The 23,096-nt window shown below is 71.8% G+C and carries 19 protein-coding genes and 1 riboswitch; of the genes, 11 read left to right on the top strand and 8 right to left on the bottom strand.

Annotation, left to right across the window (positions count from 1 at the left end; translation table 11 throughout):
• Positions 1-13: 13 nt before the first annotated feature.
• The 4 genes from ACFT4A_RS21400 to ACFT4A_RS21385 form a co-directional block, all read right to left on the bottom strand.
• On the bottom strand, positions 14-694 hold the full coding sequence (locus tag ACFT4A_RS21400) for a response regulator (RefSeq protein ID WP_189721818.1): 681 nt from the start codon (positions 692-694) through the stop codon (positions 14-16).
• The gene (locus tag ACFT4A_RS21395) at positions 694-2,364 is read right to left on the bottom strand and encodes an ATP-binding protein (protein ID WP_382832412.1); all 1,671 of its coding nucleotides are present in this window, start codon (positions 2,362-2,364) and stop codon (positions 694-696) included. The genes ACFT4A_RS21400 and ACFT4A_RS21395 overlap by 1 nt, the downstream gene beginning before the upstream one ends.
• Before the next feature lie 153 nt (positions 2,365-2,517).
• Entirely contained in the window at positions 2,518-3,462 is a 945-nt protein-coding gene (locus tag ACFT4A_RS21390) for a sucrase ferredoxin (RefSeq protein WP_382832411.1), read from the bottom strand.
• 53 nt (positions 3,463-3,515) lie between these two features.
• The gene (locus tag ACFT4A_RS21385) at positions 3,516-4,772 is read right to left on the bottom strand and encodes a citrate synthase (protein ID WP_382832409.1); all 1,257 of its coding nucleotides are present in this window, start codon (positions 4,770-4,772) and stop codon (positions 3,516-3,518) included.
• A 110-nt stretch (positions 4,773-4,882) separates the two neighbouring features.
• Between ACFT4A_RS21385 and ACFT4A_RS21380 the strand changes: the two genes are divergently transcribed.
• Entirely contained in the window at positions 4,883-6,046 is a 1,164-nt protein-coding gene (locus tag ACFT4A_RS21380) for a citrate synthase/methylcitrate synthase (protein WP_382832407.1), read from the top strand.
• 278 nt (positions 6,047-6,324) lie between these two features.
• Positions 6,325-6,564, top strand: a complete 240-nt coding sequence (locus ACFT4A_RS21375; RefSeq protein ID WP_382832405.1) for a hypothetical protein — start codon at positions 6,325-6,327, stop codon at positions 6,562-6,564.
• Between the two features lie 59 nt (positions 6,565-6,623).
• Here the strand turns inward: ACFT4A_RS21375 and ACFT4A_RS21370 are convergent, their stop codons facing one another.
• A complete protein-coding gene (locus ACFT4A_RS21370; RefSeq protein ID WP_382832404.1) occupies positions 6,624-7,181 on the bottom strand; it encodes a DUF6082 family protein in 558 nt (185 codons plus the stop codon).
• A 322-nt stretch (positions 7,182-7,503) separates the two neighbouring features.
• Between ACFT4A_RS21370 and ACFT4A_RS21365 the strand changes: the two genes are divergently transcribed.
• A complete protein-coding gene (locus ACFT4A_RS21365) occupies positions 7,504-8,580 on the top strand; it encodes a CobW family GTP-binding protein (RefSeq protein ID WP_382832402.1) in 1,077 nt (358 codons plus the stop codon).
• Positions 8,581-8,596: 16 nt separating this feature from the next.
• Here ACFT4A_RS21365 and ACFT4A_RS21360 read toward each other — a convergent pair whose 3' ends face one another.
• The gene (locus tag ACFT4A_RS21360) at positions 8,597-11,053 is read right to left on the bottom strand and encodes a DNA topoisomerase (ATP-hydrolyzing) subunit A (protein WP_382832401.1); all 2,457 of its coding nucleotides are present in this window, start codon (positions 11,051-11,053) and stop codon (positions 8,597-8,599) included.
• Between the two features lie 250 nt (positions 11,054-11,303).
• Between ACFT4A_RS21360 and ACFT4A_RS21355 the strand changes: the two genes are divergently transcribed.
• The 4 genes from ACFT4A_RS21355 (at position 11,304) to ACFT4A_RS21340 (ending at position 16,133) form a co-directional block, all read left to right on the top strand.
• On the top strand, positions 11,304-12,695 hold the full coding sequence (locus ACFT4A_RS21355; protein ID WP_382832399.1) for a M16 family metallopeptidase: 1,392 nt from the start codon (positions 11,304-11,306) through the stop codon (positions 12,693-12,695).
• A complete protein-coding gene (locus ACFT4A_RS21350) occupies positions 12,692-14,080 on the top strand; it encodes a M16 family metallopeptidase (RefSeq protein WP_382832397.1) in 1,389 nt (462 codons plus the stop codon). The genes ACFT4A_RS21355 and ACFT4A_RS21350 overlap by 4 nt, the downstream gene beginning before the upstream one ends.
• Before the next feature lie 202 nt (positions 14,081-14,282).
• Positions 14,283-14,446: riboswitch (cyclic di-AMP (ydaO/yuaA leader) on the top strand.
• Between the two features lie 12 nt (positions 14,447-14,458).
• Entirely contained in the window at positions 14,459-15,244 is a 786-nt protein-coding gene (locus ACFT4A_RS21345) for a M23 family metallopeptidase (protein ID WP_382832395.1), read from the top strand.
• Positions 15,245-15,437: 193 nt separating this feature from the next.
• On the top strand, positions 15,438-16,133 hold the full coding sequence (locus ACFT4A_RS21340; protein ID WP_382832393.1) for a GntR family transcriptional regulator: 696 nt from the start codon (positions 15,438-15,440) through the stop codon (positions 16,131-16,133).
• Between the two features lie 146 nt (positions 16,134-16,279).
• On the opposite strand, the gene ACFT4A_RS21335 is transcribed toward ACFT4A_RS21340, so the two are convergent.
• The gene (locus ACFT4A_RS21335; RefSeq protein ID WP_003993478.1) at positions 16,280-16,561 is read right to left on the bottom strand and encodes an HPr family phosphocarrier protein; all 282 of its coding nucleotides are present in this window, start codon (positions 16,559-16,561) and stop codon (positions 16,280-16,282) included.
• A 178-nt stretch (positions 16,562-16,739) separates the two neighbouring features.
• Here ACFT4A_RS21335 and ACFT4A_RS21330 point away from each other — a divergent pair, with 178 nt between their 5' ends.
• From ACFT4A_RS21330 to ACFT4A_RS21315, 4 genes are read left to right on the top strand one after another with little or no spacing between them, the layout of a single operon-like run.
• Positions 16,740-19,556 carry a GNAT family N-acetyltransferase gene (locus tag ACFT4A_RS21330; RefSeq protein ID WP_382832392.1) on the top strand — a complete coding sequence of 939 codons (2,817 nt, stop codon included), beginning with the start codon at positions 16,740-16,742 and terminating at the stop codon, positions 19,554-19,556.
• 51 nt (positions 19,557-19,607) lie between these two features.
• Positions 19,608-20,195 (top strand): DUF5998 family protein, encoded by a 588-nt coding sequence (locus ACFT4A_RS21325; protein WP_184589709.1) that lies wholly within the window; start codon positions 19,608-19,610, stop codon positions 20,193-20,195.
• Positions 20,195-21,391 (top strand): alkaline phosphatase family protein, encoded by a 1,197-nt coding sequence (locus ACFT4A_RS21320; protein WP_382832391.1) that lies wholly within the window; start codon positions 20,195-20,197, stop codon positions 21,389-21,391. Before ACFT4A_RS21325 ends, ACFT4A_RS21320 begins: the two co-directional genes overlap by 1 nt.
• A 44-nt stretch (positions 21,392-21,435) precedes the next feature.
• Positions 21,436-22,086, top strand: a complete 651-nt coding sequence (locus ACFT4A_RS21315; RefSeq protein ID WP_189721803.1) for a thymidine kinase — start codon at positions 21,436-21,438, stop codon at positions 22,084-22,086.
• A 16-nt stretch (positions 22,087-22,102) separates the two neighbouring features.
• On the opposite strand, the gene ACFT4A_RS21310 is transcribed toward ACFT4A_RS21315, so the two are convergent.
• Positions 22,103-22,900 (bottom strand): VOC family protein, encoded by a 798-nt coding sequence (locus ACFT4A_RS21310; protein ID WP_382832389.1) that lies wholly within the window; start codon positions 22,898-22,900, stop codon positions 22,103-22,105.
• Positions 22,901-23,096: the final 196 nt, after the last annotated feature.

Raw genomic sequence — 23,096 nt, 5'->3', positions numbered from 1 at the left:
GGGTTGTTGTCGGCTAGGCGCGGGTCGCCCACACGTAACGGTGTTCGGGGCGGCCCGCGTCCCCGTACTTGAGGGTCAGCCTGGCCCGTCCCGTGCGCTCCAGGAGCTTCAGATAGCGCTGGGCGGTCTGGCGGCTCACCCCGGTGCGCTCGGCGATCTCCTGGGCGGACAGGGGCCCGTCGGCGTGCATCAGGGACTGTCGGACCAGCTCCGCGGTGGTGGGGGAGTGCCCTTTGGGCAGATCGGGCTCCGACGGGGTCGACAGCGCCCCGAAGATGCGGTCCACCTCGGCCTGCTCGGCCTCCCCGCCGCCGTCGAGGGTGCGGCGCAGCTCCGCGTACGCCTCCAGCTTGGCGCGCAGGCCGGCGAAGGCGAACGGCTTGACCAGATACTGCAGCGCGCCCTGCCGCATCGCCGCCTGCACGGTGGACACGTCCCGGGCCGCCGTCACCATGATCACGTCGGTCTGGTGGCCGCGCCGCCGCATCTCCTGGACGACCGCCAGCCCCGTCTCGTCGGGCAGGTAGTGGTCCAGGAGCACCAGGTCCAGCCCGGGCAGCGTCTCCAGCTGGAGCAGCGCCTCGGCGGCGCTGTGGGCCTCGCCGGCGACATGGAAGCCCGGCACCTTCTCGACGTAGGCGGCGTTGACCCGCGCGACTCTGGTGTCGTCGTCCACGACCAGGACCTCGATCATCACGACTCCTTCTTGGCGGTCTGCGGAGCTGACGGCACGGTCAGGGCCGGTTCGGGACCCGGCTCGGCGAGCGCCTCGGGCAGGACGACGGTGAACTCCGCGCCGCCGCCGTACGCCTCGTCGACGGTCGCGCTGCCACCCTGCCGCTCGGCGAGCCTGCGCACCAGGGAGAGGCCGATGCCCCGCTCGCGGTGCGCCGGCGGCTTCTTCGTGGACCATCCCGCGGTGAAGATCAACTCCCGCTGCTCCGGCGGGATTCCCGGGCCCGTGTCGCGCACCCTGAGGATCGCCGTGCGCCCCTCGGCGCGCAGCTCGACCTCCACGCGCGCGTGCGGCTTGCCCGCCACGGCGTCGAGGGCGTTGTCCACCAGGTTGCCCACGACGGTCACGAGCCCCTGGGGGTCGACCAGCCGGTCGGGCAGCCGGGTCCGGTCCGACACCCACAGGGCGACGCCCCGCTCGGCCGCGACGGTCGCCTTGCCGACCAGCAGGGCGGCGAGCAGCGGATCCTTGATCCGCTCGGTGACCTGCTCAGCGGTGGCCCGGTGATCGCCGACGACCTCGCCGACGAACTCGACGGCGTCGTCGTACATCTCCAGTTCGAGCAGCCCCAGGAGCGTGTGCATACGGTTGGCGTGTTCGTGGTCCTGGGCGCGCAGGGCGTCGATCAGACCACGGGTGGAGTCGAGTTCGCGGCCCAGTTGCTCCAGCTCGGTGCGGTCGCGCAGGGTGGCCACGGCGCCGCCGTCGTCGGTGGGCATGCGGTTGGCGACCAGCACGCGCTGGCCGCGCACGGTGAGCAGGTCCGTGCCGGTCACGCGCCCGGCCAGCACATCGGACGTGCGGCCCGTGCCCAGGGCCTCGTCCGGGGAACGGCCCACCGCCGCGTCGCCGATGCTCAGCAGCCGCTGCGCCTCGTCGTTGAGGAGGCGAATGCGGCCGGTGCGGTCCAGGGCGACGACGCCCTCCCGGATGCCGTGCAGCATCGCCTCGCGTTCCGACAGGAGCGCCGCGATGTCGGAGAAGGCCAGGTCCCGGGTCTGCCTGTGGACCCGCCGGGAGATGAGCCACGCGGCCATCGCACCGACGGCCAGGGCGCCGCCGGCGTACGCGAGCAGCCCCGGGATCGCGTGGATCAGCCGGGCCCGGACGCTGTCGTAGGCGATGCCGACCGAGACGGCGCCGACGACGGAGCCGTCGCTGTCGCGCAGCGGAACCTTGCCCCGGGCGGAGCGGCCCAGGGTGCCGCTGTCGATCTCCATGACCTCCTTGCCGGCCAGGGCCTGGCCGGGGTCGGTCGAGACGATGCCGCCGATCTGCTTCCTGTCGGTGTGCGACCAGCGCACACCGCGCCAGTCCATCACCACGATGTACTCGGCCTGCGTCGCCTTCCGGATCCGCTCCGCCTCCTGCTGCACCGGACCGTTCGGGGAGGGAGGGGTGTCCCTCAGGTCCTGTGCGAGATCGGGCTGCTGGGCGGTCGTCTGCGCGATCGCGAGCGCGCGGCGCATCGCCTGGTCGTCCAGCTGGTTGCTCAGAGGCGCGAGGAACAGCCCGGTCGCGAGGACCGCGACTCCCGCGGCGATCGCCACCTGCATCAGCAGCACCTGCGAGAACACCCGCCGAGGGAGGCCGAGGCGCAGGCGGCGTGCGGGGGGAGTGGGGCTCATACCCAAGACGGTACGTGCGGCCGGCTACCTGCCGTAACGGGTGTGGCGTGGATCTCTTGATCAATGCTTGCGAAGGCGGCGCGGCCTCGAACCGGGCGAAGGCGGCATCCATGCTTGATCGGGACGGTTCTGCCCCCCCCGGAGGCCTGCCGGTCAGCTTGCGAGCGCCGTCGTCACCCTCATCTCGCGCACCGCCACGACGTCCATCCGCGCGGGCGAACCGAGGACGGACGCCCCGCAGCTCTCCGGGCGGGGCGGCAGAGCCGCACCCTGGGCCACCTCGACCTGCCAGCGGCGCCCGTCGGTGTGGGCGACGGTCACCTCCCAGCGCGGGGCAGCGCCCGAGGTCCGTACGACGCTCAGCGCCTCCGCGGCATACTCGCCGGTCCGGGTGCGCACGGCGAGCTCGGCCGCCTGACCGGGCCGTTCCCAGGCCGAGCCGCCCCGGCAGCCCTCCACGACGATCCGCCCCTCCCCGGCGCCGTGCAGGACCTCCTTGAGAGTGTGGGCCTCGGCCCGGCCGTACGCGTATCCGTACGGCAGCACGAGCACGGTGGGGGAGAAGCGGTGACCACCCAGATGGGTGACCTCCCAGACGCCCTCGACCCCCGACGTGGCGAGCTCGGCCGCGAGAGGCCGGCCCAGGAGGGCGCAGCAGCGGTCCCGCTTGCCGTTGGTGCAGACGAGGGCGAGCGGATCACCGTCGTGGGGCCGGCCGCCGAGGACCGCGTCGAACGTGTGGTGGTCGCCCCGGCCGAGCGCGGCGAAGTCGAGGTCGAGCAGCTGCTCCGGGTCCGAGGTCGTGGCGCCGTGCAGCCACACGTTTCCCGGAACGGTGTGGGCCGCGTACACCCGGCGCGAGGCGGGCATACGGCGGTCCGCGTGGCGCCCGGGGCGGCGGATGAGCACGATCCGCACGCCCGTGTCCTTCGCGGCCGCCTCCAGGGCACGGCCCAGCGCGGGGTCCAGATGGCTCGAGGTGAGCGCCTTGGCACCCCATGGACCTGGCTGTTCCAGCAACAGCCAGGTCCTCGCGGTGGCCGCGGTCGCCGAAACGGGCTCGTCGAAGTCCCGGGAGACGCTCGTGCACGTACTCACACAGGTGAGCCTAACCTGAGTTGGTGCGCGGCGACGTCCGGGCCCGCCGTGCCCTACTCCGGCAGTGGCTGAGGCGGTTTCGGACCCGCGTAGAGACCGCTCGGGCGCATGCGCAGCGGGCGTTCGCCGTACTCCTCCAGGGCATGAGCGATCCAGCCCGCGGTACGGGCCACGGCGAAAATCGTCTCGCCCGCGGTCGAGGGCATGCCGCAGGCCGTGGTGAGCACGGCGAGCGCCAGGTCGACGTTGGCGTGCAATGGGGCGTGGCGGGCGGTGGTCTCGACGATGTCGCGGGCCGCGAGGAGGGCGGGCTCGGCGCGCGGGATCTGTTCCAGGAAGGTGAACAGGGTACGCGCGCGTGGGTCCTCGCCCGGGTAGAGCCGGTGGCCGAGTCCCGGGATACGGCGGCCGGCGCGCAGCTCGTCCGCGATGACGGGCGCCGCGTCGCCCTGGTCGAGCACGTCGAGGAGCAGCCGGTGGGCGAGGCCGCTGGCCGCGCCGTGCAGCGGGCCCTCGATCACGCCCAGCCCGGCGGAGACGGCCGCGTAGGCGTGGGCACGGGCCGAAGCGGCGACGCGCACCGCGAGCGTGGACGCGGCCAGGTCGTGGTCGACGAGGAGGGCGAGAGCGGCGTCCAGGGCGCGCAGGGACGCCTCGTCGGCGTCCTGCCCGGACAGCCGGGACCACAGGCGGTGGGCCAGGGGGCCCTCGTCGCGGCGGTCGTGCCTCACGAGTGGCAGAGCGTCGACGAGCGTGGGAATGAGCGTGCGCGCCGTGCCGAGCACGGCCTCCTCGGACAGGTCGAACCGCAGCGGGTCGGCGGTCGCGGCGGCGATCGTCGCGACGCGCAGCCGGTCGGTGGGCGCGGCGTGTTCGGGCAGTGCGTCGACGGCACGGCGGGCCACGGCGACGGAGGCGGGGGGTGCGGTGAACGTGCCGCCCGGGTGCATCCGGCCGGTCCACAGCCACTCGGCGACCTCCTCGTAGGTGTGCCGTGCGGCCAGGTCGACCGCATCGACACCGCGGAAGTAGTAGCGGTCGCTCTCGATGAGTGTGATGCGGGTCCGTACGGACAGCTCGCCGCCCGATCCGGAACTGCCCGCGCCCTCCCGCTTGTTGCGCCGGGCGAGCGCCTCGACCTCCCCGGCGTCGAAGGTGCTGCCCCGGCCGCCGGTCACCCGCCGGCTGCTGAGCTGACCGCGGCTGACGTACGCGTACACGGTCTCCGGCTTCACACCGAGCAGCTCGGCGGCCTCTTTGGTGCTCAGCCGCCTGTCCGCGTGGCGGGGGACGGGTTCTTGATCGCGCATGGGGGTCACCGTATCCGCCTAGCGGCCCATTGATTGATGTATTGATTGAATCAATATTGACACGTCTTGAGTCAATCATGGACAGTCGAATCAAGTCCAGGGAGGAAGACATGTCCGTCAACAGGTCCGCAACCACTCTTCTCGACGTGCCACGGGGACTCGCCGGGGTCGTCGTCACCGACACCCGGATCGGCGACGTCCGCGGTCTCGAGGGCTTCTACCACTACCGGCAGTACTCGGCCGTCGACCTCGCGCGGACCCGCGGCTTCGAGGACGTCTGGCACCTGCTCGTGCACGGCGAACTGCCGGACGCCGGGCGGAGCGCGGCCTTCGCGGCCGAGACCGCCGCGCTGCGGCGGCTCCCCGACGAGGTCCGAGCCGCCCTGCCGGCCATCGCGGCGGCCGGCGGGCGCTCCGGCCCGCTCGCCGGGATGCGCACGGCGCTGTCGCTGCTGGGTGCGGCGAAGGGGGTCCGTCCCGTGTACGACGTCGACGCCGAGCGGCGCCTGCGGGACACGCTCGAGGCGGTCGCCGCCGTACCCACCCTGCTCACCGCGCTGCACCGGCTGGGGCAAGGGCTCGAGCCCGTGGAGCCGCGCGAGGACCTGTCGTACGCGGCGAACTACCTCTACATGCTGACCGGCTCGGTACCGGCCGAGCAGCACGCACGCGCGATCGAGCAATACCTGATCTCAACCATTGATCACGGATTCAATGCGTCAACCTTCACGGCCCGGGTCATCGCGTCGACCGGCGCGGACGTGGCGGCGTGCCTCGCCGGTGCGGTGTCGGCGCTGTCCGGGCCGCTGCACGGAGGTGCCCCCAGCCGTGCGCTGGACACCCTGGACGCGATCGGCACCGCGGACCGGATCGACTCCTGGGTGCGTCAGCGGGTGCTCGCGGGGGATCGCATCATGGGCTTCGGCCATGCGATCTACCGCACGGAGGACCCGCGGTCCCGGATGCTGCGCGAGGTCGCCCAGGCGTTCGGCGGTCCGCGCGTGGACTTCGCCGTGGAGGTCGAGCGTCATGTGGAGGCGATCCTGGCGGAGCTGAAGCCCGGCCGTGAACTCCACACCAACGTGGAGTACTACGCGGGCGTGGTCATGGAGCTCTGCGGCCTGCCGAGAGAGATGTTCACCCCGACCTTCGCCGCCGCGCGCGCGGTGGGCTGGAGCGCCAACATCCTGGAACAGGCGGAGGACACGAAGATCATCAGGCCGGTGGCGCGGTATGTGGGGCCGGAGGCGCCGGTGTCGGTGCCGACTGTGTAATCGCGCCGACTGGATAAACAGCCACAACTATCCTAAACGGGCTGATGATCGATTCTTCACTGCCTTCCGTCACTCTTGCGGATGTTCTCCAGGAACACGAGTGCCCCCACCCTCACGGGTGATAAAACAGGGCCGCAAAGGTGCCTTGCTTCCTTGGGGCGCGGGGGTGGAGTGCGTGCGTGTCGCACGGCGGCCAGGGCTCGGGCCTGCGAAGATGCCACCGCTCGCGCGGCCGCGGGCGCAGGCGCTTGTGCCTTGAGAACAGAGGGAATTCAACAGTGAGTCAGATCATCCGCCGCCTTGGTGTCGCTCCCCGCTATCGAGGCAGTGCCGGTGGCGGGACATGTCCCGACATCTTTGAATTGGCCGACGGGAACTTCGCGGTCATCGGCACGGATGTCACCGACTCGCTCGAGACCCAACTGCCCGACGACGCCGGACGCGCCGACTACGAACGCATCGTCGTCATCACCCGGGAGACCCTGGTCAAGGCGAAGAAGGACATCCCCGACGCCTAGCGGTGTCGTCGTAAGGAGCCGGTCCGTCCCGGTGGTGCCGTACGGCCCGGCTCCTCGCGTCATGGGTCGGTGGGAGGCTCTCCGACCACCCACCACTCATCGGTGTCCGCTTCATCGAGTTGCAGGAGCAGGTCGTCGACGAGCCGGCCGAGTTCCGCCTCCTCGGTGCCCGTGAGACTCGCGCGCTGTTGCTGGGTCGCGTACCAGTACTCCCTGACGATCGGGTTCTGGAAGATGCCCCGGACGTGCTTGAAGAACTCGTCCTTTCCCATGTTGCCGATGCGGTAGTAGCAGAGCAGGTTGGTGTACAGGGCGTTGGCGAAGAGGTACTGCCGACGCCGCTCAGGGGTGACGGGCCTCTCGAAGATGTCCAGGACCTCGGCGAGTTCGGGATCGTCGATCGCCTTGCTCAGCAGCTCCCAGTGCTGCCGCTGCTGCCTGGCCAGGTTGGAGCGCTGCTGCGTGCGAGCGTGCTGTTCCAGCTGGTCCAGGCGTTCGTGCAGCGTGTCCATCGCCTGCTTCTGTGCCGCCATGGCGACGAGAGCGCCGGCCGCCATGCCGAGGCCTGCCGCGGCGGCGGAGCGCAGTCCCTGTATCCCAATTTTCCGTGTGGCCATGTCAACCCCCGAGTCAGGCGGCCGTCCGCCGGTCGTCGGGATGCGGGTCGACTGGAGGGGACCGGCGAGCAGTGGGCGGCGCTTGCCGTCTCCCCAGAGTGCCGAGCGGCTCTGATCGGCGGGGAGGCGGAGAGGCGGCGCACGGAGGGAAGCGAGGGTCGCACGATCCGGCGCCTTGCCGAACGTCTGCCCCGCAAGTGCTGCTAACAATCGTTCACTTCGGCGCGATTCTTACGGCTCGTATCCTGGTTCGGCATTCATTCTTCGTCCCTGTGCCGAGAACGCGAGCCGGTGCACGCGTCGGCGTGAGAGAGGTCGCACGGTGAGCCAGCCGAGCCCGAGTCAGAGCACGAGCACGAGTCCGCGGCAGATCCCGGTCGTGATCCTGGCCGGATTCCTCGGATCCGGAAAGACCACGCTGCTCAACCATCTCCTCCACCGCAGCGGAGGCAGCCGGATCGGCGCGGTCGTCAATGACTTCGGGGCCATCGAGATCGACGCGATGGCCGTCGCGGGCGCGCTCGGCGATTCGACCGTCTCGCTCGGCAACGGATGCCTGTGCTGCGCCGTCGACGCCGGTGAACTGGATCTCTATCTCGAGCGGCTCACGGAGCCGTCCCTCGGCATCGACGTCATCGTCATCGAGGCCAGCGGTCTCGCCGAGCCGCAGGAACTCGTGCGGATGGTGCTCGCGAGCGAGGATCCGCGGATCGTGTACGGCGGGCTCGTCGAGGTCGTCGACGCCGCCGAGTTCGACGACACCCGGACCAGGCATCCCGAGATCGACCGGCATCTCGCGCTGGCCGACCTCGTCGTGGTCAACAAGCTCGACCGGGCGGCGGACGGCGAGCGCGTCCTCGGACTGGTCCGGTCCCTCGTCGACCGCGCCGCCGTCGTCCCGGCCACCTACGGCCGGATCGACCCCGAGTTCCTCTTCGACTGCCGGCCGAGCGCGGAACGCGTCGGGCAGCTGTCCTTCGACGACCTGCACGAGACCGGCGCGGACGGCCATGCCGGGCATCTGCACAGCGCGTACGACAGCCTGTCGTTCGCCTCCCGGGAGCCCCTCGACCCACGCCGGCTGATGGAGTTCCTCGACAGCCGGCCCGAGGGGCTGTACCGGATCAAGGGGTACGTCGACTTCGGGCCCCACGACGTCCGGAACCGCTACGCCGTCCACGCCGTCGGACGGTTCCTGCGCTTCTACCCGGAGCCCTGGCCGGCCGGCGACGAACACCTCTCCCAGCTGGTCCTCATCGGCTCCGGGATCGACACCGCCGCCCTCGACAAGCAGCTCGACGCGTGCCGGAGCGAGGCCCCACACGCCGACGAGCACGGCATGTGGGGCGTCCTGCGGTACGTACCGGGCACCGAGGAGGATCTCGGGGAGCCCGTCTAGAACGGCCGGGGCCCGCCTACACCGGCCCCGCCACCACCCACACGGTCTTCGCCAGGGACACGCCCGAGCCGTCCCGCCGCGGGTCGATCTCCGGGAGGTCGACCGGAGTGCCGTTCTTCTGCGCGGCGAGGGCCGGGACCGGGCCCGCCCAGGCCAGGGACAGACAGTCCTCGCCCTTCAGGAACCGCTGGCAGCGAACGCCGCCCGTGGCGCGGCCCTTGCGCGGGTACTGGTCGAACGGGGTCAGCTTGGCCGTCGTCTGGACCGAGTCGTCCAGCGTGCCGCGCGAGCCCGCGACGGTGAAGACGACGGCGTCCGCCGCCGGTTCCACCGCCGTGAAGGAGATGACCTTCGCGCCCTCCGTGAGCTTGATGCCCGCCATGCCGCCCGCCGCGCGGCCCTGGGCGCGGACCTGCGCGGCCGGGTAGCGCAGCAGCTGGGCGTCGTCGGAGATGAAGATCAGATCCTCGTCGCCGGTACGCAGTTCCACCGCGCCGACGATCCGGTCGCCCTCCTTGAGGGTGATCACCTCGAGCTCTTCCTTGTGGGACGGATAGTCCGGCACCACGCGCTTGACGACACCCTGTGCCGTGCCGATCGCCAGGCCCTGCGACGACTCGTCGAGCGTCGTCAGGCAGACCACCGTCTCGTCGTCCTCCAGGGAGACGAACTCCGCCAACGGGGCGCCCCCCGCGAGGTTCGGCGTCGACAGCGACTCCGGGAGCTGGGGCAGGTCGATCACGTTCAGCCGCAGCAGCCGGCCCGTCGAGGTGACCGCGCCCACCTCGCCACGGGCGGTGGCCGGCACCGCCGAGACGATCACGTCGTGCTTCACGCGCTCGGCGCCGGCGTCCTCCGCGAACGGCTCGCCGTTCGCCGTACGGGCCAGCAGACCCGTCGAGGACAGCAGCACCCGGCACGGGTCGTCGGCCACCTGGAGCGGCACCGTCGCGACCGGGGTGCCGCCCGCCTCCAGCAGGTCCGTACGCCGGTCGGTGCCGAACTTCTTGGCGACGGTGGCCAGTTCGGAGGAGACCAGCTTGCGCAGCTCGGCGTCCGAGTCGAGGATCCGGGTCAGTTCCTCGATCTCCGCGGTGAGCCGGTCCTTCTCCGTCTCCAGCTCGATGCGGTCGAACTTGGTCAGACGGCGCAGCGGCGTGTCGAGGATGTACTGCGTCTGCACCTCGCTCAGCGAGAACTGCTCCATCAGGCGCTGCTTCGCCTGCGCGGAGTTCTCGCTGGAGCGGATGAGGCGGATGACCTCGTCGATGTCCAGGAGGGCCGTCAGCAGGCCCTCGACCAGGTGCAGCCGGTCGCGCTTCTTGCCGCGGCGGAACTCCGAACGCCGCCGTACGACGGTGAAGCGGTGGTCGAGGTAGACCTCAAGCAGCTCCTTGAGGCCCAGTGTGAGCGGCTGGCCGTCGACCAGGGCCACGTTGTTGATGCCGAAGGACTCCTCCATCGGTGTCAGCTTGTACAGCTGCTCCAGGACCGCCTCCGGCACGAAGCCGTTCTTGATCTCGATGACCAGGCGCAGGCCGTGCTGGCGGTCGGTGAGGTCCTTGACGTCGGCGATGCCCTGGAGCTTCTTCGAGCCGACCAGGTCCTTGATCTTGGCGATCACCTTCTCCGGGCCGACCGTGAAGGGCAGCTGAGTGACGACAAGACCCTTGCGGCGGGCCGTCACGGTCTCCACCGCGACGGTCGCCCGCATCTTGAACGTGCCGCGGCCCGTCTCGTACGCGTCCCGGATGCCGGGCAGGCCGACGATGCGGCCGCCGGTGGGCAGGTCGGGGCCCGGGACGTGCTTCATCAGGGCGTCGAGATCCGCGTTCGGGTACCGGATCAGGTGGCGGGCGGCCGCGATGACCTCGCGCAGGTTGTGCGGCGGCATGTTCGTGGCCATACCGACCGCGATGCCCGAGGCGCCGTTGACCAGGAGGTTCGGGAAGGCGGCGGGCAGGGCCACCGGCTCCTGTTCCTGGCCGTCGTAGTTGGGGTTGAAGTCGACGGTGTCCTCGTCGATGGAGTCCGTCATCAGGCTCGTCGCCTCGGCCATCCGGCACTCGGTGTACCGCATGGCGGCCGGCGGGTCGTCGTTGCCCAGCGAGCCGAAGTTGCCGTGGCCGTCGACCAGGGGGACGCGCATCGAGAAGGGCTGGGCCATGCGCACGAGGGCGTCGTAGATCGACGCGTCGCCGTGCGGGTGCAGCTTGCCCATCACCTCGCCGACGACACGGGCGCACTTGACGTACCCGCGCTCGGGGCGCAGGCCCATCTCGCTCATCTGGTAGACGATGCGGCGGTGCACCGGCTTGAGGCCGTCGCGTGCGTCCGGCAGGGCGCGGGAGTAGATGACCGAGTACGCGTACTCGAGGAAGGAACCCTGCATCTCGTCGACGACGTCGATGTCGAGGATCCTCTCCTCGTACGAGTCGTCGGGCGGCGGGGTCTTCGTGCTGCGGCGGGCCATCGCTGCCGGCTCCTTGCCTCTGCGATCCGGATCTGACGCCGACCATTGTGGACCGCCGCACTGACAACCGGGACCAGGACCCGGTCTCCGACGTCCGCCGCGCCGTCCGGACCGGCACGGCGGGTCACCGATTCTCGCTCTCCGCGTACGCCGCCGGGAACTTCACCAGTGCTTCGCGCGCTTGCATACAGTGGCAGGACCGGCAGGAATCCGCGGTCGGAACGACCGCACCGCGATCGAAGGGACGTACATGCCCATGGGTCACACGGCCACAGCCCAGGCAGGCTCCGGGGGCCTGACAGCGACCGAGCACCGCCTGGCCAACGGCCTGCGCGTGGTGCTCTCCGAGGACCACTTGACCCCGGTCGCGGCGGTGTGCCTCTGGTACGACGTCGGCTCGCGCCACGAAGTCAAGGGGCGTACCGGCCTGGCTCACCTTTTCGAGCATCTGATGTTCCAGGGTTCCGCCCAGGTGAAGGGCAACGGCCACTTCGAGTTCGTCCAGGGCGCGGGCGGCTCGCTCAACGGCACCACCAGCTTCGAGCGCACCAACTACTTCGAGACCATGCCCGCCCACCAGCTGGAGCTCGCCCTCTGGCTGGAGGCCGACCGCATGGGCTCGCTGCTGTCCGCGCTCGACGACGAGTCGATGGAGAACCAGCGGGACGTCGTCAAGAACGAGCGCCGCCAGCGCTACGACAACGTCCCCTACGGCACCGCCTTCGAGAAGCTGACCGCCCTCGCCTACCCGGAGGGCCACCCCTACCACCACACCCCGATCGGCTCGATGGCCGACCTGGACGCGGCGACCCTGGAGGACGCGCGGGCGTTCTTCCGCACCTACTACGCGCCGAACAACGCCGTGCTCTCCGTGGTCGGCGACATCGACCCGGAGCAGACCCTGGCCTGGATCGAGAAGTACTTCGGCTCCGTCGCGGGACACGACGGCAAGCCCGCGCCGCGTGACGGCACGCTGCCGGAGACCATCGGCGAGCAGCTGCGCGAGGTCGTCGAGGAGGAGGTCCCGGCGCGTGCCCTGATGGCCGCCTACCGGCTGCCGCACGACGGCACGCGCGCGTGCGACGCGGCCGACCTGGCCCTCACCGTCCTCGGCGGCGGCGAGTCCTCCCGGCTCTACAACCGCCTCGTACGGCGGGACCGTACGGCCGTCGCCGCCGGCTTCGGTCTGCTGCGGCTCGCCGGAGCGCCCTCCCTGGGCTGGCTGGACGTGAAGACGTCCGGTGACGTGGAGGTGCCGGTCATCGAGACCGCCATCGACGAGGAGCTCGCCCGGTTCGCCGAGGAGGGCCCCACGGCCGAGGAGATGGAGCGCGCCCAGGCCCAGTTGGAGCGCGAGTGGCTGGACCGGCTCGGCACGGTCTCCGGCCGAGCCGACGAACTGTGCCGGTACGCCGTGCTGTTCGGCGACCCGCAGCTCGCCCTGACCGCCGTACAGCGCGTCCTGGAGGTCACGGCGGAGGAGGTCCAGGAGGTCGCCAAGGCCCGCCTGCGGCCCGACAACCGCGCGGTGCTCGTCTACGAGCCCGTCGCCGACGAGGCCGACGAGGCCGGCGAGGACGCCGACACCATCGAGGACACCGCAGCCGCGGCCACGAACGAGAACGAGGAGGCGGCCAAGTGACCGAGCTCGCCACAATGGACTTCCACCCCCGGCCCCAGGCGGGCGAGGCCAAGCCCTGGGCCTTCCCGGCCCCCGAGCGCGGCACGCTCGACAACGGCCTCACCGTGCTGCGCTGCCACCGCCCCGGCCAGCAGGTCGTCGCCGTGGAAGTGCTGCTGGACGCCCCCCTGGACGCCGAACCGGCCGGCCTCGACGGTGTGGCCACGATCATGGCGCGGGCCTTCTCCGAGGGCACCGACAAGCACTCCGCCGAGGAGTTCGCCGCCGAGCTGGAGCGCGCCGGCGCCACCCTCGACGCGCACGCCGACCACCCGGGCGTCCGGCTGAGCCTGGAGGTCCCCGCCTCCCGGCTCGCCAAGGGCCTCGGCCTGATCGCCGACGCCCTCAGGGCACCCGCGTTCGCGGACAGCGAGGTCGAGCGGCTGGTCACCAACCGTCTCGACGAGATCCCGCACGAGCTGGCCAACCCCGCCCGCCGTGCCGCCAAGGAGCTCTCCAAGGAGCTGTTCCCGGCGGGCTCGCGCATGTCGCGGCCCCGGCAGGGCACCGAGGAGACGGTCGCCGCGATCGACTCCGCGGCCGTACGCGGCTACTACGAGAAGCACGTCCGCCCGGCGACGGCCACCGCCGTGGTCGTCGGCGACCTCACCGGCATCGACCTCGACGCGCTGCTCGGCGACACGCTGGGCGCCTGGACCGGCTCCTCGGCCGAGCCGCGGCCGGTGCCGCCGGTGACCGCCGACGACACGGGCCGGGTCGTCATCGTGGACCGCCCGGGCGCCGTCCAGACGCAGCTGCTGATCGGCCGGATCGGCTCGGACCGGCACGACCGCGTCTGGCCCGCCCAGGTGCTCGGCACGTACTGCCTCGGCGGCACCCTCACCTCCCGCCTGGACCGCGTCCTGCGCGAGGAGAAGGGCTACACCTACGGCGTGCGGGCGTTCGCCCAGGTCCTCAGGTCCGCCCCGGACGGGACCGGTGCCGCGATGCTCGCCATCAGCGGCTCCGTGGACACCCCCAACACCGGCCCCGCCCTCGAGGACCTCTGGACGGTGCTGCGCACCCTCGCCGCCGAGGGGCTGACCGACGCCGAGCGGGACGTCGCCGTGCAGAACCTGGTCGGCGTGGCGCCGCTCAAGTACGAGACGGCGGCGGCCGTCGCGAGCACGCTGGCCGACCAGGTCGAGCAGCACCTGCCCGACGACTACCAGGCCGCGCTGTACCGGCAGCTCGCCGCGACCGGCACCGTGGAGGCCACCGCGGCCGCCGTCAGCGCCTTCCCGGGAGACCGTCTGGTGACCGTCCTCGTCGGCGACGCGGCGCAGATCAAGGGCCCCGTGGAGGCCCTCGGCATCGGTGAAGTCGCCGTAGTCGCCGCCGAGTAGCGGGAGGCGAGCGGCACGCGCCGTAGGGGCCCTGGTTGTCTTCTAAGGCACCAGGGCTCCTTTATGCCCGAATTGGTGTGGGAGTTGCCTGTCTGCCCTGTGGGATGCGCTACAAAAGCCTGGATCCGTTTGGGAATTGAAAGTGGCGCCGCTTAGCGTCGTCCGGGCTGTTCGTCAGGCAGTGCGCCGCACCCGCGGCACCGGACAGTCATCGCCGAGTCCCCGTACGGCGCGAGCCAGGGGAGCCGGGGACCCACGTAGTCCCTGGGGTGAATCGGACGCCCGCGCGAGTCGCGAGGGGGTCCGTAGGAGACCTTCCTGCTCCGAACCCGTCAGCTAACCCGGTAGGCGAGAGGGAAGGAAAGGACCAGCCACCACATGGCGTTCACGCGCGCCACCGGGAAGCACCGTCGTCCCAGCCGGATCCAGCGCCGCACGGCCCGCGTCGCGGGTGTCGCGGCCCTCGCCACCACCGGTGTCGTCGGCACCGTGGCCGCCCCGGCCTTCGCCGCGGAGCCCGCTGTCGAGCAGACGGGCCTCACCCCGGTCGTCACCATGGGCGACACCGTGGCCCAGAAGATCGACGCCCAGGCCGTCGCCCAGAAGCAGGCGGCCGAAGAGGCCGTCGCCAAGAAGAAGGCCGAGGAGGCCGCCCGCGAGCGCGCCGCCGAGGCGGCCAAGGAGGCCAAGGAGCGGGCCGAGAAGGCCCGCGAGGCCAAGGAGCGGGCCGCCCGCGAGGCCGAGCGCAAGCGCCTCAACACCTTCGTGTCCCCGATCTCCGGCTCGTACGTCTCCACCGGCTACAAGTCCGGCGGCGCCGTCTGGTCCTCCGGCAGCCACACCGGTGTCGACTTCCACGCCTCCAGCGGCACGGCCGTCCACTCGGTCGGCATGGGCGAGGTCGTCGAGGCCGGCTGGGGCGGTTCCTACGGCAACCAGGTCGTCATCAAGATGAACGACGGGACGTACACCCAGTACGGCCACCTGTCGTCCAGCAGCGTCTCGGTGGGCCAGAAGGTCACCCCCGGCCAGCAGATCGGCCTGTCCGGCGCGACCGGCAACGTCACCGGCCCGCATCTGCACTTCGAGGCCCGCACCGGCCCCGACTACGGCTCCGACATCGACCCCGTCGCCTACCTCCGCTCGCACGGTGTGAACGTCTGAACATCCGACGGCGACTGTTCTTCCCGAAAGCCCCGGCTCCCCGAGCCGGGGCTTTCGGCGTTCGCCGCGGCCGACTGTCCAAAAAATATCCCTGATTTCCTGCCTGCCGTCGGAAATTCCGGCTCATTGCAATAGAGTCACGGAACACACGTCACCTGTCGGCGTTTCACGGGGATTAATGGGGAGGTCGGTCATGCGTATTCCCGCGCACTCGGTGTGCACGGCCATCCGGGACGACATCGTCGCGGGTGTCTACGAGCGTGGCGGCCGGCTCACCGAGGAACTCCTCGCGCGCCGCTACGGCGTCTCGCGCGTCCCCGTCCGGGAGGCCCTGCGCACCCTGGAGGCCGAGGGCTTCGTGGTCACCCGGCGGCACGCGGGCGCGTGTGTCGCCGAACCCACCGAGCAGGAGGCCGCCGACCTGCTGGAGATGCGCATGCTGCTGGAGCCGCTGGGTGCCGCGCGCGCCGCCCAGCGCCGCACCGAGGCCCATCTGAAGGTCCTGCGCGGCCTGGTCAGGCTCGGCCAGGAGCGCGCCCGCCGGGGCAACAGCGACGATCTGCGCTCGCTGGGCGGCTGGTTCCACGAGACGCTGGCCCAGGCCTCCGGCAGCCCCGCGCTGACCTCGATGCTCACCCAGCTCCGGCACAAGATCGCCTGGATGTACGCCGTGGAGGCACCGGCCGGACCCGTGGAGTCCTGGGCCGAGCACGGCGCGATCGTGGACGCGGTGGCGCGCGGGGACAGCGAGCGCGCGCGGGCGGTCACGGCGCTGCACACCGAGCGCGCGACGGCCGCGCACCGGCTGCGTTTCGGCTCCGCCGGGGAGCGCGCCGAGCGTGTGAGGAACTCGCAACATGCCGTAAACACGGCAAGCCTGCGGCATTAACACGAGAGCCGTATACAAAGAGTGGGTAATTCGCGGGGGATTATTTCTGCTGCCCGCCGACAGGAAATGCGCGGAAAAGGCGAAGAGCTCGCCCGATGAATTCGGACGAGCTCTTCAGGGTGCGCCGGGTCGGGCGCGGGAAATACTCAGACGGTCTCGGGAAGCTCCTCGAGCCCCTCGGAGACCAGCTTGGCCAGCCGGTCCAGGGCGGCGTCCGCGCCCTCGGCGTCGGAGGCGAGGACGATCTCCTCGCCGCCCTGGGCGCCCAGGCCGAGGACGGCCAGCATGGAGGCCGCGTTGACGGGGTTGCCGTCTGCCTTGGCGATCGTCACCGGGACGCCTGCGGCCGTGGCGGCTCGGACGAAGATGGAAGCGGGGCGGGCGTGGAGGCCCTCGGCCCAGCCGACGTTGACGCGGCGCTCAGCCATGTGTTGCTGCCCTTCGGTGTTCAGGGTTGTCTAGACCAGTTTCCCACAGCGTGAAGTTGTGCCGGAGCGGTCCTGGTGACCGCCCCGGGGTGCCGTCGGATCGCGGCCTCGATCCGACTGACGCCCTCCACAGACTGCCTCGCGTCCGCTGTCGGACGCTAGCCGTACTCTGGGGCCCATGCAGACCTCGCCGGACCGGCACGAGTATCCCGCCCACTGGGAAGCCGACGTGGTGCTGCGCGACGGCGGTACCGCGCGCATCCGGCCCATCACCGTTGATGACGCCGATCGTCTGGTCAGCTTCTACGAGCAGGTCTCCGACGAGTCGAAGTACTACCGCTTCTTCGCGCCGTACCCTCGCCTGTCCGCCAAGGACGTCCACCGCTTCACGCACCACGACTTTGTGGACCGGGTGGGACTCGCGGCCACGGTCGGCGGCGAGTTCATCGCCACCGTACGCTACGACCGGATCGGCGCGGACGGAACGCCCGCGTCGGCACCGGCCGACGAGGCCGAGGTCGCCTTCCTCGTCCAGGACGCCCACCAAGGCCGCGGCGTCGCCTCCGCCCTGCTGGAGCACATCGGCGCCGTCGCCCGGGAGCGCGGCATCCGCCGCTTCGCCGCCGAGGTGCTGCCCGCCAACAACAAGATGATCAAGGTGTTCACGGACGCCGGCTACACCCAGAAGCGCAGTTTCGAGGACGGCGTGGTCCGTCTGGAGTTCGACCTCGAACCCACCGACCGCTCCCTCGCCGTGCAGTACGCGCGCGAGCACCGCGCCGAGGCCCGGTCCGTGCAGCGGCTGCTCGCGCCCGGCTCGGTCGCCGTCATCGGCGCCGGCCGCACACCGGGCGGCGTGGGCCGCAGCGTCCTCGGCAACATCCGCGACTCCGGGTTCACCGGCCGTCTGTACGCCGTGAACAAGGCCCTCCCCGAGGAGCAGAAGGAGCTCGACGGGGTGCCGGCCCACCGCTCGGTGCGCGACATCGACGGCCCGGTCGACCTCGCGGTCGTCGCCGTACCGGCCGAGTACGTCCCCGAGGTCGTCACCGAGTGCGGCGAGCACGGCGTGCAGGGGCTCGTCGTGGTCTCCGCCGGGTACGCCGAGAGCGGCCTGGAGGGGCGCGAGAGCCAGCGCGCACTCGTGCGGCACGCGCGCACGTACGGCATGCGGATCATCGGGCCGAACGCCTTCGGCATCATCAACACCTCCCCGCGGGTACGGCTCAACGCCTCCCTCGCCCCCGAGACGCCCCGCCCGGGCCGGATCGGCCTGTTCGCCCAGTCCGGCGCCATCGGCATCGCCCTGCTGTCCCGGCTGCACCGCCGCGGCGGCGGCGTCACGGGTGTGACCGGAGTCTCCACCTTCGTCTCCTCCGGCAACCGGGCCGACGTCTCCGGCAACGACGTACTCCAGTACTGGTACGAGGACCCGGACACCGACGTCGTCCTCATGTACCTGGAGTCCATCGGCAACCCCCGCAAGTTCACCCGCCTCGCCCGCCGGACGGCCGCGGCGAAACCGCTGGTCGTGGTCCAGGGCGCGCGGCACGGAGCCGCTCCCCAGGGGCATGCCGTCCGGGCGACCCGGCTGCCGCACGAGACCGTCTCGGCCCTGCTGCGGCAGGCCGGCGTCATCCGCGTCGACACCATCACCGACCTGGTGGACGCGGGCCTGCTCCTCGCCCGCCAGCCGCTGCCGGCCGGGCCCCGGGTGGCGATCCTCGGCAACTCCGAGTCGCTCGGCCTGCTCACGTACGACGCGTGCCTGGCCGAAGGGCTCCGGCCGCACCCCCCGCAGGACCTGACCACGGCCGCCTCCGCGGCGGACTTCCACGCGGCCCTCTCGCGCGCACTGGCCGACGACCGGTGCGACGCGGTCGTCGTCACTGCCATACCGGCGGTGGGGGAGGTCTCGGTCGCGGACGCGGCCCTCGCCGAGGCCCTGCGCTCGGCGGCGGCCGCCACCCCGGCCAAGCCCGTCCTGGTCGTGCACGTGGAACTCGGCGGCCTGGCCGAGGCCCTGTCGGCGGCGGCGAGCACGGCACCACAGGCAGAGTCGGATATTCCACCGCAAACCGCCGCTCCGTCCGCCGAGGAACGACCCCCCGCCGCCGAGCCCCCCGACGGCGCCCACCTCATCCCCGCCTACCCCGCCGCCGAGCGCGCCGTCCGCGCCCTCGCCCAGGCCGTCACCTACGCGCAGTGGCGGCGCGACGCCGCCGACCCCGGCAAGGTGCCCGAGTACGAGGACATCGACCAGAGGGGCGCCGCCGCGCTGATCGACGGGCTGCTCGCGCGCGGACAGGGACTCACACTCGGCACGGAAGAGACCTGCGACCTGCTCGGCCACTACGGCGTCCACGTCCACCGCGCCCCGCCCGCCCCGACCCCCGACGCCGCCGCCGAGGCCGCCCGCACCCTCGGCTACCCCGTGGCCCTCAAGGCCACCGCCCCGCACCTGCGCCACCGCGCCGACCTGGGCGGAGTCCGCCTCGACCTCACGGACGAGGACCAACTGCGCCGCTCTTACACCGAGTTGACCGAGCTGTTCGGCGCACCGGACGAGCTGCGCCCCGTGGTGCAGCGGATGGCGCCGCGCGGTGTCGACGTCGTCGTACGGGCCGTCATCGACCCCGCGGCCGGAGCCGTGCTCTCCTTCGGGCTGGCCGGCGCCGCATCGCAGCTGCTCGGCGACACGGCACACCGGCTGATCCCGGTCACCGACCGGGAGGCGGGCTCGCTGGTGCGGTCGATCCGCACGGCACCCCTGCTGTTCGGCTGGCGCGGCTCCGCTCCGGCCGACACCCGCGCCCTGGAGGAGCTGCTGCTGCGGGTGTCCCGGCTGGTGGACGACCACCCCGAGGTCGTCGCGGTCACCCTGGAGCCGGTCGTCGTCGCCTCGCACGGCCTGAGCGTCCTGGGCGCCTCAGTCCGCCTGGCGACCCCGCCCGCCCGCGACGACCTCGGCCCGCGGACCCTCCCCGCGTACTGACAGGGGGCGAGCTGTGCCTCGCAGTCAGTGGGCCCCCGTAGGATGGGCGTCATGGCCAAGACCAGTACGACGACCCAGGGGCTGCGGGCGGCGATCGAGCGCAGCGGCTACTACCCGGCCCTCGTGGCCGAGGCGGTGGAGGCCGCCGTGGGCGGCGAGCCCATGCGGTCGTACCTGGTCCACCAGGAAACGACGTTCGACCAGAACGAGGTGCGGCGGCACGTGACGGTGCTCGTCCTCACCGACAACCGCTTCATCGTCAGCCACACCGACGAGCAGGCCGCCGACAGCACCTCCCCGACGCCGTACGCCACGACGTCGACGGAGTCCGTGAAGATCGGCCGCATCTCGTCGATCGTGGTCAGCCGGGTCGTCGCCAACCCGGAGTCGTACAAGCCGGGCACCCTGCCCCGCGAGGTCGTCCTCACCATCGGCTGGGGCGCCGTCTCCCGCATCGACCTGGAGCCTGCCGCCTGCGGCGACCCCAACTGCGAGGCGGACCACGGCTACACCGGCAACTCGACGGCGGACGACCTCAGCCTGCGCGTCAGCGAGGCCGGGGACGGACCGGAGACCGTGCGCCAGGCACTCGCCTTCGCGCAGGCCCTCTCCGAGGCGACCGCGGACACCACCCGCTGATGGCACAGCCCGACACGGCCTGGGACCACCACCCCGAACCGCTCGCCGTAGCCTCCGCACCGGTCCCCGAGTACGGCAGCGGCTCCCTCGCCGATCTGCTGCCCACCCTGGCCGCCGGCCTCGGCGTGCCGGGGATGAGCGCCGCGATCTCCGAGCTGACCCCCGCCGACCGGAACTGCGTGTTCCTGATCGACGGCCTCGGCTGGGAGCAACTGAGGGCGCACCCCGAGGACGCCCCGTTCATGACGTCCCTGCTCGCCACCTCGCGCGGCGGCACCGGACGCCCGCTCACCGCCGGCTACCCGGCGACCACCGCGACCTCCCTCGCCTCCGTCGGCACCGGCCTGCCGCCCGGCGCGCACGGCCTGCCCGGCTACACCGTGCGCAATCCGGACACCGGCGAGCTGATGAATCAGCTGCGCTGGCAGCCGTGGGCCCCGCCCGGCCCCTGGCAGCCGTACCCGACGGTGTTCCAGCTGGCGCACGAGGCGGGTGTGCACGCCGCGCAGGTGTCGTCCCCGACCTTCGAGAACACCCCGCTGACCAAGGTCGCGCTCAGCGGCGGAAGGTTCCTCGGGCGGCTGCCCGGCGAGGACCGCGTCGACCTGGCGGCCGAACAACTGGCCGCGGGCGACCGCTCCCTGGTGTACACGTATTTCGCCGAGGTCGACGGCGCCGGCCACCGCTTCGGCGTCGACTCCGACGCCTGGCGCGGCCAGCTCATGTACGCCGACCGCCTGGTCCAGCGCCTCGCCGAGCAACTGCCGCCCCGCAGTGCCCTCTACGTCACCGCCGACCACGGCATGATCGACGTGCCCTTCGACGAGCAGCACCGCATCGACTTCGACGAGGACTGGGAGCTGAGCGCCGGAGTCGCCCTGCTCGGCGGCGAGGGCCGCGCCCGGCACGTCTACGCGGTGCCCGGTGCCGCCAACGACGTCCTGACCTGCTGGCGCGAGGTGCTCGGCGAGCAGTTCTGGGTCGCCTCCCGCGACGAGGCCATCGCGGCGGGCTGGTTCGGCCCGCGGATCGACGAGCGGGTGTACGGCCGGATCGGCGACGTGGTCGCCGCCGCCCGGGACGATGTCCTGATCATCGCCTCCCAGCGGGAGCCGAACGAGTCGGCGATGGTCGGCAACCACGGTTCGATGACCCCTGCCGAGCAGCTGGTCCCCCTGCTCGAAGTACGCTCCTGACGTACCGCCCCATCCCCGCTTCACCGAAAGGTGCTCACCTTCCCATGCCCGAGCTGGTGTTCTTCTCCGGAACGATGGACTGCGGGAAGTCGACGCTGGCTCTCCAGATCGAGCACAACCGCTCGGCGCGCGGCCTGGCGGGCATGATCTTCTCGCGCGACGACCGCGCCGGCGAGGGCAAGTTGTCCTCGCGCCTGGGCCTCGTCACGGACGCGGTGGAGGTCGAGGACGGGCAGGACCTCTACGCCTATCTCGTCGACCACCTCTCGCAGGGCGGCCGTGCGGACTACGTGATCGCCGACGAGGCGCAGTTCCTCGCGCCGGAGCAGATCGACCAACTCGCGCGCGTGGTCGACGACCTGGGCCTCGACGTCTACGCCTTCGGCATCACGACGGACTTCCGCTCCAAGCTGTTCCCCGGCTCCCAGCGGCTGGTCGAACTGGCCGACCGGGTCGAGGTGCTCCAGGTCGAGGCCCTGTGCTGGTGCGGCGCCCGCGCCACGCACAACGCCCGCACGATAGGCGGGGCCATGGTCGTCGAGGGCGCCCAGGTGGTCGTCGGCGATGTCACCCACTCCGCCGACGAGGTCGGGTACGAGGTGCTGTGCCGCCGCCACCACCGCCGCCGGATGACCGCGGCGACGGCCCGCGCGGCGGCCTTGTCACCGGACGTGCTGCCGATGTCGTCGGCCTGACCGCCCCGGCGGTACGTCAGCGCTGCAGCACGGCGAACCGCGCCCCCTCCGGGTCCGCCACGGTCGCCACCCGGCCGTGCGCGGTGTCGTGGGCCGGCCTGAGGACGTGCCCGCCCAGGTGGACGAGATGGTCCAGCGTGTCGTGGACGTCGGCGACCTGGAAGTACGTCACCCAGTGCGGGCCCCGGTCGCGGGGCAGGGCCTGCCCCATGCCGTGGATGCCGGCGACGGGCTCGCCGCCGCGGAGCAGGGTCACGTAGTCGAAGTCGGCGGAGACCACCGGCTCCTCCTCGTAGCCGAACACCGCCTGGTAGAACTTGGCGACGCGCGCCGACTCGAAGGTCAGCAGTTCGTTCCAGGCGGGCGTCCCGGGGACGCCGGAGACGGCCGTGCCGAGGTGCTCGGCGGCCTGCCAGATGCCGAAGACCGCACCTGAAGGGTCGGAGCCGATCGCGAGTCGGCCGGCGTCGGAGGCGTCGAGCGGCCCGACGCCGATCGTGCCGCCGCAGCTGCGCGCCGTCTCGGCGGTCAAGTCCGCGTTCCGGGAGGCGAAGTAGGGCGTCCAGGCGATGGGCAGCTGGCGGTCGGGCGGCAGCTGGCCGAGGCCCGCGACCTCGTGCCCGTCCAGCAGCGCACGCACATACGGGCCGAGTTGTTGGGGCCCGGGCCGGAACTCCCAGCCGAACAGCGCCCCGTAGAACTCCTCGGTCGCGGCCAGCCCGTGCACCATCAGGCTCACCCAGCAGGGCGTGCCGGGCGCGTGCCGAGGGGGCGTTTCGCCGTTCGGGCGGGCGGCCCCCCGTGCGTCGGTCATTGTCACTCTCTTCTCGGCCTCGCGGTGGCCGTGCTCTCCGCAGCCCTCGTGGGGCCCGCCCTGTGGGGCGACCCGTGTCCGGGAGAATGCCCGATGTGCGGGGCGCTGTCCCTTGCGGCGCGCTTGTCGGCAGGTGTCGTTCAGCTGTACAGCATGTGCTCGTTCCCGTACGCCACGTGATCGTCCCGGTCCGGCC

It is taken from the genome of Streptomyces sp. NPDC057099 (assembly GCF_042671245.1).
GTDB lineage: Bacteria > Actinomycetota > Actinomycetes > Streptomycetales > Streptomycetaceae > Streptomyces > Streptomyces purpurascens.
This window is presented reverse-complemented; position numbering and strand designations above follow the sequence as displayed.